Source organism: uncultured Microbacterium sp. (assembly GCF_913776565.1).
In the GTDB taxonomy this organism is placed as follows: Bacteria; Actinomycetota; Actinomycetes; order Actinomycetales; family Microbacteriaceae; genus Microbacterium.
On record NZ_CAJYPF010000068.1, the window covers coordinates 1 to 11,299 of the forward strand.

12 protein-coding genes and 1 pseudogene are annotated in these 11,299 nt (G+C 71.3%); 6 read left to right on the forward strand and 7 right to left on the reverse strand.

The window, feature by feature from the left end; all coding sequences use genetic code 11:
- From QZ433_RS04185 to QZ433_RS04195, 3 genes and pseudogenes are all read left to right on the forward strand, one after another.
- Nucleotides 1-887: pseudogene (locus tag QZ433_RS04185) on the forward strand (cation:proton antiporter); the annotation flags it as partial.
- Between the two features lie 143 nt (nucleotides 888-1,030).
- A complete protein-coding gene (locus tag QZ433_RS04190) occupies nucleotides 1,031-2,005 on the forward strand; it encodes an alpha/beta hydrolase (protein WP_295780159.1) in 975 nt (324 codons plus the stop codon).
- Between the two features lie 38 nt (nucleotides 2,006-2,043).
- On the forward strand, nucleotides 2,044-2,991 hold the full coding sequence (locus QZ433_RS04195) for a hypothetical protein (RefSeq protein ID WP_295780160.1): 948 nt from the start codon (nucleotides 2,044-2,046) through the stop codon (nucleotides 2,989-2,991).
- 99 nt (nucleotides 2,992-3,090) lie between these two features.
- Here QZ433_RS04195 and QZ433_RS04200 read toward each other — a convergent pair whose 3' ends face one another.
- The 4 genes from QZ433_RS04200 to QZ433_RS04215 form a co-directional block, all read right to left on the reverse strand.
- Nucleotides 3,091-3,471 carry a hypothetical protein gene (locus tag QZ433_RS04200; protein WP_295780161.1) on the reverse strand — a complete coding sequence of 127 codons (381 nt, stop codon included), beginning with the start codon at nucleotides 3,469-3,471 and terminating at the stop codon, nucleotides 3,091-3,093.
- A 76-nt stretch (nucleotides 3,472-3,547) separates the two neighbouring features.
- Entirely contained in the window at nucleotides 3,548-3,943 is a 396-nt protein-coding gene (locus tag QZ433_RS04205) for a ribonuclease inhibitor (RefSeq protein ID WP_295780162.1), read from the reverse strand.
- A 36-nt stretch (nucleotides 3,944-3,979) separates the two neighbouring features.
- Nucleotides 3,980-4,645 carry a response regulator transcription factor gene (locus tag QZ433_RS04210; protein ID WP_295780163.1) on the reverse strand — a complete coding sequence of 222 codons (666 nt, stop codon included), beginning with the start codon at nucleotides 4,643-4,645 and terminating at the stop codon, nucleotides 3,980-3,982.
- Nucleotides 4,642-5,829 carry a histidine kinase gene (locus tag QZ433_RS04215; RefSeq protein ID WP_295780164.1) on the reverse strand — a complete coding sequence of 396 codons (1,188 nt, stop codon included), beginning with the start codon at nucleotides 5,827-5,829 and terminating at the stop codon, nucleotides 4,642-4,644. Before QZ433_RS04215 ends, QZ433_RS04210 begins: the two co-directional genes overlap by 4 nt.
- Nucleotides 5,830-5,963: 134 nt before the next feature.
- On the opposite strand from QZ433_RS04215, the gene QZ433_RS04220 reads away from it, so the two are divergent.
- Nucleotides 5,964-6,671, forward strand: coding sequence for an ABC transporter ATP-binding protein (locus QZ433_RS04220; RefSeq protein ID WP_295780165.1), 708 nt, complete (start codon nucleotides 5,964-5,966; stop codon nucleotides 6,669-6,671).
- Nucleotides 6,668-7,972 (forward strand): ABC transporter permease, encoded by a 1,305-nt coding sequence (locus tag QZ433_RS04225; protein WP_295780166.1) that lies wholly within the window; start codon nucleotides 6,668-6,670, stop codon nucleotides 7,970-7,972. Before QZ433_RS04220 ends, QZ433_RS04225 begins: the two co-directional genes overlap by 4 nt.
- A 52-nt stretch (nucleotides 7,973-8,024) precedes the next feature.
- Here the strand turns inward: QZ433_RS04225 and QZ433_RS04230 are convergent, their stop codons facing one another.
- Entirely contained in the window at nucleotides 8,025-8,471 is a 447-nt protein-coding gene (locus QZ433_RS04230) for a MarR family transcriptional regulator (protein WP_108319990.1), read from the reverse strand.
- Nucleotides 8,472-8,585: 114 nt separating this feature from the next.
- On the opposite strand from QZ433_RS04230, the gene QZ433_RS04235 reads away from it, so the two are divergent.
- A complete protein-coding gene (locus QZ433_RS04235; protein WP_295780167.1) occupies nucleotides 8,586-9,770 on the forward strand; it encodes an MFS transporter in 1,185 nt (394 codons plus the stop codon).
- 70 nt (nucleotides 9,771-9,840) lie between these two features.
- Here QZ433_RS04235 and QZ433_RS04240 read toward each other — a convergent pair whose 3' ends face one another.
- Both QZ433_RS04240 and QZ433_RS04245 read right to left on the reverse strand, forming a co-directional pair.
- Complete coding sequence (locus QZ433_RS04240) at nucleotides 9,841-10,653, reverse strand: shikimate 5-dehydrogenase (RefSeq protein ID WP_295780168.1); 813 nt, start codon at nucleotides 10,651-10,653, stop codon at nucleotides 9,841-9,843.
- 308 nt (nucleotides 10,654-10,961) lie between these two features.
- The gene (locus tag QZ433_RS04245; protein WP_295780169.1) at nucleotides 10,962-11,171 is read right to left on the reverse strand and encodes a hypothetical protein; all 210 of its coding nucleotides are present in this window, start codon (nucleotides 11,169-11,171) and stop codon (nucleotides 10,962-10,964) included.
- Between the last annotated feature and the right edge of the window lie 128 nt (nucleotides 11,172-11,299).

Sequence of the window (11,299 nt, forward strand, 5' to 3'; positions counted from 1 at the left end):
TCCTGCTGCTGGTGACGGTGGCCGCGTGGATCGCGCTCTTCGTGGTGCGGTACCTGTTCCAGTGGTTCTTCTCCCCGTTCGCGCGACCGCCCGCCGGGTCGACGAGGTCGCTGCGGCACCGCTCTCGGGTGGTGAGCACGGTCGCCGGGTTCCGCGGGGCCGTGTCTCTGGCGATCGCCCTGTCGGTCCCGGTGACCACCGCCGCGGGTGAGCCGGTCGCGGGTCGCGACGCGATCGTCTTCGTCACCGCGGGGGTCATCGTCCTGACGCTCCTGGTGCAGGGACCGCTCCTGCCGGCCGTCATCCGCTGGGCGAAGCTGCCGAGCGACGACGCCGCGGTCGACGAGTATCAACTCGCCGAGCGGGCGATCTCGGGTGCGGCTCTCGCGGCGCTCGACGACCTCGCGGTGGAGCACGGCATCAGCGACCGCGTGCGCGACCGGGCGCGGCGCGAGGGGTACGAGCGTCTCGAACTCGCCAACGCTCGCGCGGTCGCGCGTCAGCGGGCGATCGAGGAGCGCGACCTGGCCGAGCTCGACGCCTCGTTCGACGAGGCCTCGTCGACGGGTCCGGTGCCTCCCGACGGGCCGGACGGCGATCAGCGCACCGGCGACCGTGCGGCCGCGGAGACGGATCAGGATGCCGCCTTCACCGGGCCCCTGCAGATGATCGCCGTCAGCGACGACATCGACGTCACCCAGCGCTCGCCCCTGCTGCGTCACAAAGAGGCGCAGCGTCTGCGCCTCGCGATCCTCGACCGTAAACGCGAGGTGCTGCTGCGCCTGCGGCGCGAGGGGACCATCGACGACCTCGTCGCCCGCCGGATCCTCGCCGACCTGGACGTGGAAGAGATCCGCACGCGGGGAATCGAGAAGGCGGGCGACTGAACGCGACGGGCGTGATCCGTCCTTCCCCGCCACTCGGCGGCATACCTCCGCGGTTCTCGCGCCACACGGCGGGGACGCACCACGAAGGTCGAGCGGCATCATCGAGAGAGACGCAACGAGGCGTCCCCGACGAAGGAGCTACCGTGACCGTTTCCGGCATCCTGCCCCGCCCGCCCTTCGACCCCGAGCTCGCTCCCATGCTCGACGTGATCGGCCAGATGCTTCCGCCCACGCTGACGGCTGAGATGCTGCCCGCCTTGCGCACCGAGTCGATACCGGGCATGCCGACCACCGCCGAGATCCTCGAGTCTGCGCAGCTCCAGTCGCGCGACGTCACGATCCCGGGATTCGAAGGGGCCGACATCGTCGTCTCGGTCATCGAGTCGAAGGGGCGCACCGGCACCGGCCCCGGCATCTTCCACACGCACGGCGGGGGAATGATCATGGGTGACCGGTTCGCGGGCGTCGCCGGGTTCGCGGAGTGGATCCACCGGTACAACGCCGTGCTCGTCAGCGTCGAGTATCGCCTCGCCCCCGAATTCCCCGACCCGTATCCCGTCGAGGACTGCTACGCGGGGCTCGTGTGGACGGCTGAGAACGCCGAAGAACTCGGCATCGAGAGCGAGCGGCTGATGATCGCCGGTGGCAGCGCCGGCGGAGGCCTCGCCGCGGGCGTCGCTCTTCTCGCCCGCGACCGACGGGGACCTCAGCTCATCGGGCAGATGCTGATGTACCCGATGCTCGACGACCGCGATGCGACCGTGTCGACGCGTCAGATCGACGGTGTCGGCGTGTGGGACCGCGGGAGCAATCTGCTGGGCTGGGGCTCGCTGCTTGGTGAACGCCGGTCCACCGACGATGTGTCGATCTATGCTGCGCCCGCGCGAGCCACCGACCTCTCCGACCTGCCCCCGGCGTTCATCGACTGCGGCAGCGCCGAGGTCTTCCGCGACGAGGACGTCGCCTACGCCTCGGCGATCTGGGCGGCCGGCGGCCAGGCCGAGCTGCACGTCTGGCCCGGAGCGTTCCACGCCTCGGAGTCACTCGCGCCTCAAGCCGCCCTTTCGCACGACGCCGTCGACGCGCGCGATCGCTGGATCCGCCGGCTGCTCGGCTGAGTCGCGGTCCTATGCTGGGCGCGACGAAGGAGTGACCCATGCAAGAGCTCGCGGGACGGCTGAAGGTGCTCGACCCCGCCGCGAGCGAGTCGGTGAAGATCATCGGATACTTCGACTCGCTCGTGGCCGGGGGCGCGGGGGTCGAGTCGGTCGTCCGAGCCGCGGCGATCCTGAGCGGGGTCCCCGCGGGCGCGCGGGTGCGCGGCCGGCTCATCGGCATCGACGCCGACGGCGCGCGCACCGCACCTCGAGAGCCCGAGGGAGCGGATGCCGCCGACGCGCCGCGCGTCTGGCTCGAGCGTCGGGAGGGCGACGATGTCAACGACGCCATGATCGTCGACCGCGCGCAGGTCGCCCTCGCGATCATCGTCGCGCGCGCCGACCCGACGACGAGCGCGGTCGAACGCGTGATCGACGCGACGACCTCGCGGGTGGATCGCGAGGCAGCCGCCCACCGCCTGCGCCTGAGCGGAGCGGTGCGCGTGGTGGCGGCTCCGCCCACCTCGCACCACGTGCTCACGGCATCCACCGTCCTGGCGACGAACGAGGGAGCGGTGTGGATCGGCCTCGGCGATGTGGTGCCGCCGGACGGACCCGTCGGAACGAGCGTCGCGAGCGACCTCGACGACCTCCCCCGCGCCTGCGCCGACGCCCGTCTCGCGCTGCGCCTCGCCGACGATCGGCACCGGGTGGTCGATGCGTCCGACCTGGGAGTGCTGATCGTGCTGGCGCGATCGTTCGAGGCATCGGCGCCGCGGCATCCGGATGTCGAGGCACTCGATGCCCTCGATGCCCGCGCACTCACCGCCCTCGATGTCGTCATCGACAGCGAAAGCATCCGCGCGGCCGCGACACGACTGTCGCTGCATCACAGCAGCTTGCAGTCGCGTCACGAGACGTGGACACGTCAGCTCGGGTACGACCCCCTGACCCCGCGTGGGCGTGCGCGGTTCCTCGCTGCCCGGCTGCTGCAGCGGCTGCAGTGATCCCGCGCGCGCTGCGCCACCGACCGCGCCGTCCGCAGGGACTTCTCCTCCTTCGCGCGAGGTCGTCGAGCGCTTCGCACCAGGTGGGCTATCGTCCCGTCACGAGACCGTCTTGCCCCACACCCGCTCCACTCGCCGCAGGGCGGCCTCGCCGCCCTCGGTCAGCACGGACCGTTCGTCGGGGTGGTCTCGGAAGAACCGCAGCACCACCGCGACGTCATTCGGGTCCGCACCGAGGGAGGGCATTGCGGCCAGGACCGGATGGGAGCCGTTCACGTCCGCGATCGACAGCTTCGCCGCCCGTGCCGCGACGACTCCGACGTCGGCGATGTCATCCCACATCAGGTGGGCCTCTCCTGCACCCCGGATGCCGTGAATTCCGAGTTCCGTCATCTCCAGTCCCGCAGGGAGTCGAGCCGTCCACAGCATTCGCGCGAGTGCGATCAGACCGACGACGGCGATCACGCTGGTACCGATCACGATCGACCGCGACGAGCTCCCCCTGCAGATGCAGGTCGCCTCCGAGGCACTCCGCCCCGTCGACGGTCCGCCTTCATCAGTCGAGCACCACCTCGATGTTGCGGTGCTCACCGAACACGCGCAGCACCAGCTCGAAGTACGTCTCTCCCTCCCCGGCGTCGAGCGCCTCGAGCGCGCGGCGCGCGGCGTCCGCGGAGTACACCTCGGGTCGATCGAGCTTGGCGCGGTAGTACTCCGTCGTCGCCGCGACGCCCAGCGCCCGCCGCGCGACGTCGGCGTGTCTCCAGACGACGCGTACCGGCTCCCCGCCGCGCAGCACCCCGAACCCGCCGTACAGAAGGTCGTCCAGAGCGTCGAGGCTCTCACCGAGCGTCCACTCTTCGTCCGGCATGAACACGCGATTCAGCTCGGCATAGAGCGACGGGATGCCGCGGACCACCGAACCGTCGATCTCGAGCGTGCGCGGGGGCATGGCATCCATTCTGCTGCCCCCTCTCCGAACGGGGCGTCACTTCCCCGGCACGAGCAGTCCGCTCTCGTAGGCCGCGATGACCAACTGCGCGCGATCATGCGCGCCGAGCTTGAGCATCGTGTTCTTCACGTGCGTCTTCGCGGTGTGCGGAGAGATGTAGAGGGATGCCGCGACCTCGTCGTTCGACCGGCCCCGCGCGACGAGCGCGAGCACCTCGCGTTCGCGCTCGGTCAGCATCGCCAGCGAGGGGGCGTCTCGCGGGGCGGTGGTCGGGGCGCGGCGGACGTACTTCTCGATCATCGCCCGCGTCGCGACGGGCGACAGCAGGGCCCCGCCCTCGTCGACGGTGAGCACGGCGTGCACGATCTGTTCGGGTTCGGCGCCCTTGCCGATGAAGCCGCTCGCTCCCGCGCGCAGGGCCGCGACGACGTAGTCGTCCTCTTCGAACGTGGTGAGGATGAGCACTCTCGTCTCACTCAGCGCCGGGTCGGCGCAGATCCGCTCTGTCGCCTCGATCCCGTCCATGCGCGGCATGCGGATGTCGCACACCACCACGTCGGGGCGCAGCGCCGCCGCGAGCGCGACCGCCTCTTCGCCGTCGGTCGCCTCACCGACGACGTCGATGCGGGTTTGCGCGTCGAGCAGGTCGCGCACGGCCGTACGGATGAGGGCTTGGTCGTCGACGACGAGCACGCGGGTCATCGCTCGGCTCCCGACGACGCGGTGCGCGGGAACGGCAGCAGCGCGGCGAGGCGGAACCCTCCGGGAGCCACTCCCGCCTGCAGACTCCCGCCCACCGACTCGACGCGCTCACGCAGGCCCGCCAGGCCGAAGCCCGAGGCCGTCGGCTCGTCGACGGGTCGGTCCAGCGGGTTGGTGACGACGATCTCCACCGCCGCGTCGAGGCGACGGAGCAGCACGTGCGCGCGCCGGCCCGTGCCGTGCTTGAGGGCGTTGGTCAGCCCCTCCTGCACCACGCGGTACGCGACGATGTCGAGGGTGAGGGGAAGGACCTCGGGGCTGAGCTCGTCGCGGACGACCACGTCGAACCCCGCGATCCGCACGGATTCGACGACGTCGCCGAGCCGGGCGATGCCCGGCTGCTCGCGCGAGCCGGACTCGTCGGGGGCGCGCAACACCGCGAGCAGCGACCCGATCTCGGCGAGGACGTCGCGCGAGGCCGTCCGGATGGTCGCGAGGGCCTCGCGCGCCCGCTCCGGACGCGCCTCGAGGGTCGAGGTCGCCACCCCGGCGTTCAGGCTGATCACCGAGATCTGGTGGGCCACGGCGTCGTGCAGGTCGCGGGCGATGCGCAGGCGCTCCTCGGTGACCCGCCGGCGCGCCTCGGCCTCGCGGGTCTGCTCGGCGCGACGCGCGCGTTCGATCACGGCATCCACGTACGCGCGGCGCGAGCGCGCGGCGTCCCCCAGGGCTCCCGCCAGGGCCACGGCCAGGCCGACCTGCAGGAAGCGGGTGTCGAGCCCCGTGGTCAGCTCGATGACGATGCCGGCGGCGACCAGGCCCGCCACGGCGGGGATCGCGACGGGAGCGGCCTCGCGACGGGTGAGGCGGTCGGCCATGCCGTACGCGGCGATCACCACCGCCAGCGCGGCGCCCGGGTCGATCGTGCCCCGCGCGAGCGCGGTGACGTACAGCGCGATGCAGGCGATCAGGACCGACCGCGGCCGGCGACGCCGCAGCGGCAGCAGCACCGCCGGGGCGAGGACGAGGACGCCCACGAGAGGGCTCGACGGGTGCAGCTCGGGAAAGGGCACCGGCGCGAACGTCGGCACGACGACGAGCACGGCGATGACGACGTCGACGATCCACGCACGACCGGCCGGCACCAGGCGCGGCGGGGAGTCCGTCATCGGGTCGGGTCGCATCGCTCCAGTCTGACCGCTCGGGCCGCCGGCCCACCATCGCCCTGCCGGGGCGGTCGAGGAATACCCCCACGGGGGGAGGCGGTCACCCCCACCGAGCGACGCGGATGCCGGGGCCGGCGGGCGACAGTGAGGACATGGCATCCGCACCCCCTCCCCCACTGCTCTCGGTCACCGATCTGCACAAGTCCTACGGCCGCGGCTCGGCGCGCTTCGACGCGCTGCGCGGCGTGAGCCTCGACATCCACCGCGGTGAGAGCATCGCGATCGTCGGCAAGAGCGGCTCGGGCAAGTCCACGCTCATGCACCTGCTCGCCCTGATGGACGCACCCACCCGCGGCACCGTCCGTCTCGAGGGGACGGATGCCGCCACCCTGCGCGGCCGTCGCCTCAACCGCACCCGCAACAAGACGTTCGGCTTCGTGTTCCAGCAGTTCTTCCTGACCCCCACCGCCTCGGTGCTCGAGAACGTGGTGCTGCCCCTGAAGATCGCCGGCGTCGGACGGGGCGAGCGTCGCCGCCGCGGCCTCGCCGCCCTCGCCGAGCTCGACATGCAGGACAAGGCCAAGAACAAGGCCACCGCTCTATCCGGAGGCCAGAAACAGCGCGCGGTGATCGCCCGCGCCCTGGTGAACGACCCGCAGGTGATCTTCGCCGACGAGCCCACGGGCAATCTCGACTCGGCCACCGGCGCCGTCGTCGAGGACATCCTCTTCCGTCTCAACCGCGAGCACGGGATCACCCTGATCGTCGTCACCCACGACGACGACCTGGCGGCGCGCTGCGACCGTCGGATCCAGATCCGCGACGGCGTCATCGTCGCCGAGGAACGGAGCGCGGCATGAAGACCACCGACCTCGTCTCGACGGCGGCGGCGAACACCTTCCGGTCCAAGACCCGCACGATCCTCACCGTCCTCGCGATCTTCGTGGGGGCCTTCACCCTCACCCTGACCAACGGCCTCGGCACGGGCATCAACCGCTTCATCGACGACACCGTCTCGGGCATCGGCGCGTCCGACGTGCTGACGGTCACCAAGGCCACCGGTGGGGGCGCGGCATCCACCGGACCCCAGAGGTACGACCCCGAGTCCCTCACCTCGGGCACCACCGACCCGGGGCGCCCCGGGGCCACGACGGAGGTGTCCGCCCTGACGGATGCCGACATCTCGGCGATCGCGCAGCTGCCGGGCGTCGAGAGGGTCGTGCCGACCAAGGCCGTGAAGATCGACTTCGTCCAGGTCGACGGCGGGGACCGCTACGTCGCCTCGGCCGGGTCGCTCATCGGCGGACAGACGCCGCAGCTCGCGGCCGGTTCCGTGCCGGACGACGCCGCAACGGTCCTGCAGACGGCGATCCCGCAATCGCTGGTGACGCCCCTGGGCTTCGCGAGCGACGGCGACGCGATCGGTGCGACCCTGACGATCGCCGTCTCGGACCCGGTGCGCACGCAGCACCTCGTCGAGGCCGAGATCACCGGGGTGACCGAGGGCGCGTTCGCCAACACCACCGCGCTGACGACCGGTCCCGCGCTCGAGGACGCCCTCTTCACCGCGCAGAACACGGGGGTGCCGACCGACCAGCTCGACCGGTACGCCAGCGCGAGCGCGTTCGTGTCGTCCGGGGCGACCACGGCGCAGATCGACGAGGTCAAGACGGCCCTGACGGATGCCGGATACGCCGGCCAGACCGTGTCCGACCAGCTCGGCACCTTCGAGGCCGTGATCGACGGCATCGTGCTGGTGCTGAACGCCTTCGCCGTGATCGCTCTGCTGGCCGCGAGCTTCGGTATCGTCAACACCCTGCTCATGTCGGTGCAGGAGCGCACGCGCGAGATCGGCCTGATGAAGGCCATGGGGATGGGGAGCGGACGGGTGTTCTCGCTCTTCAGCCTCGAGGCGGTGTTCCTCGGCCTTCTCGGCAGCGTCATCGGTGCGGGGGTGGCGATGGTCGTGGGCACCGCCGTGAGCGCGCAGCTCGGCCGGTCGCTCTTCAGCGACCTGCCCGGTCTGCAGCTGATCGCCTTCGACCCGGTGTCGATCCTGGTGACGACGGTGGCGATCATGGCGATCGCGTTCCTCGCCGGGAGCCTTCCCGCCGCCCGCGCCGCGCGCGCCGACCCGGTGGAGTCGCTGCGCTACGAGTGAGCGCGGGAGAAGACGGTCCGGGTTCGGCGGAGCCCGGGCCGTCGCGGCGTTGTCAGGCGGGCAGCGCGACCCCGTGCAGCGCCCCGACGACCGGGGCCAGCTCGGGCTGCTGCTCGGCATCGGCGAGCACCCGCGCCAGGGCGGCATCGTGCACGGGGTGCGCGTCGCGGTACAGCGCGCGCCCCGCGGGGGTCAGCTCGGTGTAGATGCCGCGGCGGTCGTCGGCGCAGAGGACGCGGGTCAGCAGACCGCGCCCCTCGAGCCGGTTGACCAGACGGGTCGTCGCGCTCGGGCTGAGGGCCGCGGCCCGAGCGAGCTGCTGCATGCGCATGTGCCAGCCGTCCTGGCGGTCGAGGGCGTCGAGGACGGTGTACTCGACGACCGACAGCTCGACGGCGGCGAGCGCCCGCTCGAGCTCGGCCTCGATCAGTCCGTGCAGGGCGGCGAGGGTCCGCCAGCCCTGGGCGCGGACCTCGACGGCGTCGTCGGCGATGCCCATGGCGCACTCCTCTCGTAGATAGTTGCTTGCGCGGGATACTTGCGTGTGCAATGATCTCTCTCGCGCTGCAAAAGAGCGCGCTTGCAACTATCTCAGTGTATCAGGAGACCCCTCATGCCTCTCGGACTCGTCGCCCTCGCCGTGGGCGCCTTCGGAATCGGACTCACGGAGTTCGTCATCATGGGCTTGCTGCCCGAGGTCGCCGCCGACTTCGCCGTGTCGGAGGCGAGCGCCGGCTGGCTCATCTCGGGCTACGCCCTGAGCGTCGTCGTCGGCGCCCTCGGACTCACCGCGGCGACCACCCGCCTCCCCCGCAAGCCCGTCCTGCTCGGCCTGATGGTCCTCTTCCTCATCGGCAACGCCCTGACCGCGCTGGCCCCGGGATACGACGTCGCGATGATCGGACGCATCATCGCCGCCCTGTGCCACGGCGCCTTCTTCGGCATCGGCGCGGTCGTCGCCGCCGATCTCGTCGCCCCCGAGAAGAAGGCCGGCGCCATCGCCCTGATGTTCACCGGGCTCACCGCGGCCAATGTCTTCGGCGTGCCCTTCGGCACCTTCCTCGGTCAGCAGTTCGGCTGGCGTTCGACCTTCTGGGCGATCGTGGCCGTCGGCGTCGTCGCCCTGATCGGCATCCTGACCCTGGTGCCGTCGCTGCCCCGCCCGGCCACCCCTGTCGCGCTCCGCACCGAACTCGCCGCGTTCCGATCCGGTCAGGTCTGGTTGTCGCTCGTCATCACCGTGCTCGCCTACGGCGGCATGTTCGGCGCGTTCACCTACATCGCGTACACGCTCACCGAGGTCAGCGGCTTCGCCGCGGAGTCGGTCCCCTGGCTGCTCGTGCTGTTCGGTGTGGGCCTCGTGATCGGAAACGTCGTCGGCGGGCGTCTCGCCGACCGATCGATCGACCGCACCCTGCTGTTCTTCGTCGCCGCGCTGCTGGTGGTGCTGGTCGCCTTCGCGGCTCTCGCGGCATCCGGGATCGCCGCCGCGGTCGCGCTGTTCCTCATGGGGGGCTTCGGCTTCGGCACCGTCCCGGGTCTGCAGAGCCGCATCATGAACTCCGCCGGGGGCGCACCCACGCTCGCCTCGGGCGCGAACATCGGCGCCTTCAACGTCGGCAACGCGCTCGGCGCGTGGGCGGGCGGCCTCGGGATCGCCGCCGGCTGGGGCTACACCTCGCCGCTGTGGATCGGCGCCGCGATCACCGCCGCCGCCCTCGTGGTGGTCGTCGCCGCCATGCTCAGCGCCCGGCGTCGGCGGACGGCAGCGCCTCAGCCCGTCGCCGCGATGGCCTGACCCGAGTCACCCGGTGACCCGTCCCCCGTCGGGGTGCGGGTCACCGGCGTCTGATGAGGGATGCCGCCGCTCACGCCCGCGAGTGCACCGAGGCGCGCTGCACCTGGTCGGGCGTGGGCGTCACGCCGGTGTACCGGGCGAACTGACCGGCGGCCTGCAGGGCGATGACCTCGGCGCCGGTGATGACGTCGCGATCCGCCGCGCGCGCGGCGCGGATGAGCGGTGTCTCCGCCGGAAAGGCGACCACGTCGAACACGGTGCGCGCCGCCTCGATGTGCGCGGGCGGGAAGGCGAGGGTCTCGGCATCCGGACCATCCATCCCCCGGGGCGTCACGTTGACGATGATCTCGGCTCCGGGGGCGGGATCGTCCGGGATCCACCGGTAGCCGTACGTCTCGGCGAGCGCGGTACCGGCCGCGGCGTTGCGGGCCAGCACGGTGACGTCGCCGAATCCCGCTCCGTGGAACGCCGCGACGACGGCTTTGGCCATTCCGCCCGATCCGCGGACGACGACGGATGCCGCCGGCTCGAGCCGGTGACTGTCGATGAGGCTCGCGATGGCTTCGTAGTCGGTGTTCGACGCCGTCAGCACGCCGTCGTCGTTGACGATGGTGTTGATCGACCCGATCGCCGCCGCGGACGGTTCGATCCGGTCCACCAGCGGGATCACGGCCTCTTTGAACGGCATCGAGACGGAGCATCCACGGATGCCGAGGGCCCGCACTCCCCCGATCGCGGCTGCGATGTCGGTCGTGGTGAAGGCCTTGTAGACGAAGTCGATCCCCAGCTCGGCGTAGAGGAAGTTGTGGAAGCGGGTGCCGATGTTGGAGGGGCGCCCCGAGAGCGAGATGCAGAGGGTCGTGTCCTTGCTGAGCTCGGGCATGGGGTCTCCTTCGGACGGCGAACCTCCATGCTACGGGCGGCCCTCCCCGGGACCCCCGAGCGGGGGACGACGAGAGGGCCGGACGCCTGTCGGCATCCGGCCCTCTCGTTCGAACCTCGCACGGAGGTTCCGGACGACTAGTTACCGCCGTTGATCACCGACAGGTACGACCCGAAGGGGCGTCGTGTCTCGGTGGGGGCGAAGTCGTCGGCAATGCCCTCGTGAGGCGCGTTTTCGTTCTGCATGTACTGAGTGTGCGCGAGGCGCTCGTCCCGGGGCAGGCGCTTGACAACTGCCTTATATCTCGCCTAGCTAACTACTTGTGCCTCTAGGCTTTCGATGCGCTGCTCGAGGTAGGCGATGTACTCCGCCATGTACGACAGCTTGGCCTCGAGGCGGTCCAGGCGGGGGCTGATGTGCCCCTGGTTGTAGCTGAAGGGCACCTTCAGCGGATTGTCCTCGTCGATCTTCGCCAGCACGGCGCGCAGTCGGTCGGAGTCTCCGGGGGCGTTCGTCATGACCGCCAGCGTACGCGCGCTCAGGAGCCGGGGGCCGCGTCCGTGACGCCCAGCGACGGCTGCAGCACGATGATGCCGGCGCCCACCAGCGCCACCGCCGAGCCGACGTAGTCCCACACCGTCGGCCG

Bases quoted from the DNA above. Each gene is read 5' to 3' on its own strand.
- QZ433_RS04205 (WP_295780162.1), bottom strand. From the start codon at position 3,943: ATGCCCCCGCGCACGCTCGAGATCGACGGTTCGGTGGTCCGCGGCATC.
- QZ433_RS04235 (WP_295780167.1), top strand. From the start codon at position 8,586: ATGCCTCTCGGACTCGTCGCCCTCGCCGTGGGCGCCTTCGGAATCGGA.
- QZ433_RS04210 (WP_295780163.1), bottom strand. From the start codon at position 4,645: ATGACCCGCGTGCTCGTCGTCGACGACCAAGCCCTCATCCGTACGGCC.
- QZ433_RS04225 (WP_295780166.1), top strand. From the start codon at position 6,668: ATGAAGACCACCGACCTCGTCTCGACGGCGGCGGCGAACACCTTCCGG.
- QZ433_RS04245 (WP_295780169.1), bottom strand. From the start codon at position 11,171: ATGACGAACGCCCCCGGAGACTCCGACCGACTGCGCGCCGTGCTGGCG.
- QZ433_RS04215 (WP_295780164.1), bottom strand. From the start codon at position 5,829: ATGCGACCCGACCCGATGACGGACTCCCCGCCGCGCCTGGTGCCGGCC.
- QZ433_RS04220 (WP_295780165.1), top strand. From the start codon at position 5,964: ATGGCATCCGCACCCCCTCCCCCACTGCTCTCGGTCACCGATCTGCAC.
- QZ433_RS04195 (WP_295780160.1), top strand. From the start codon at position 2,044: ATGCAAGAGCTCGCGGGACGGCTGAAGGTGCTCGACCCCGCCGCGAGC.
- QZ433_RS04240 (WP_295780168.1), bottom strand. From the start codon at position 10,653: ATGCCCGAGCTCAGCAAGGACACGACCCTCTGCATCTCGCTCTCGGGG.
- QZ433_RS04230 (WP_108319990.1), bottom strand. From the start codon at position 8,471: ATGGGCATCGCCGACGACGCCGTCGAGGTCCGCGCCCAGGGCTGGCGG.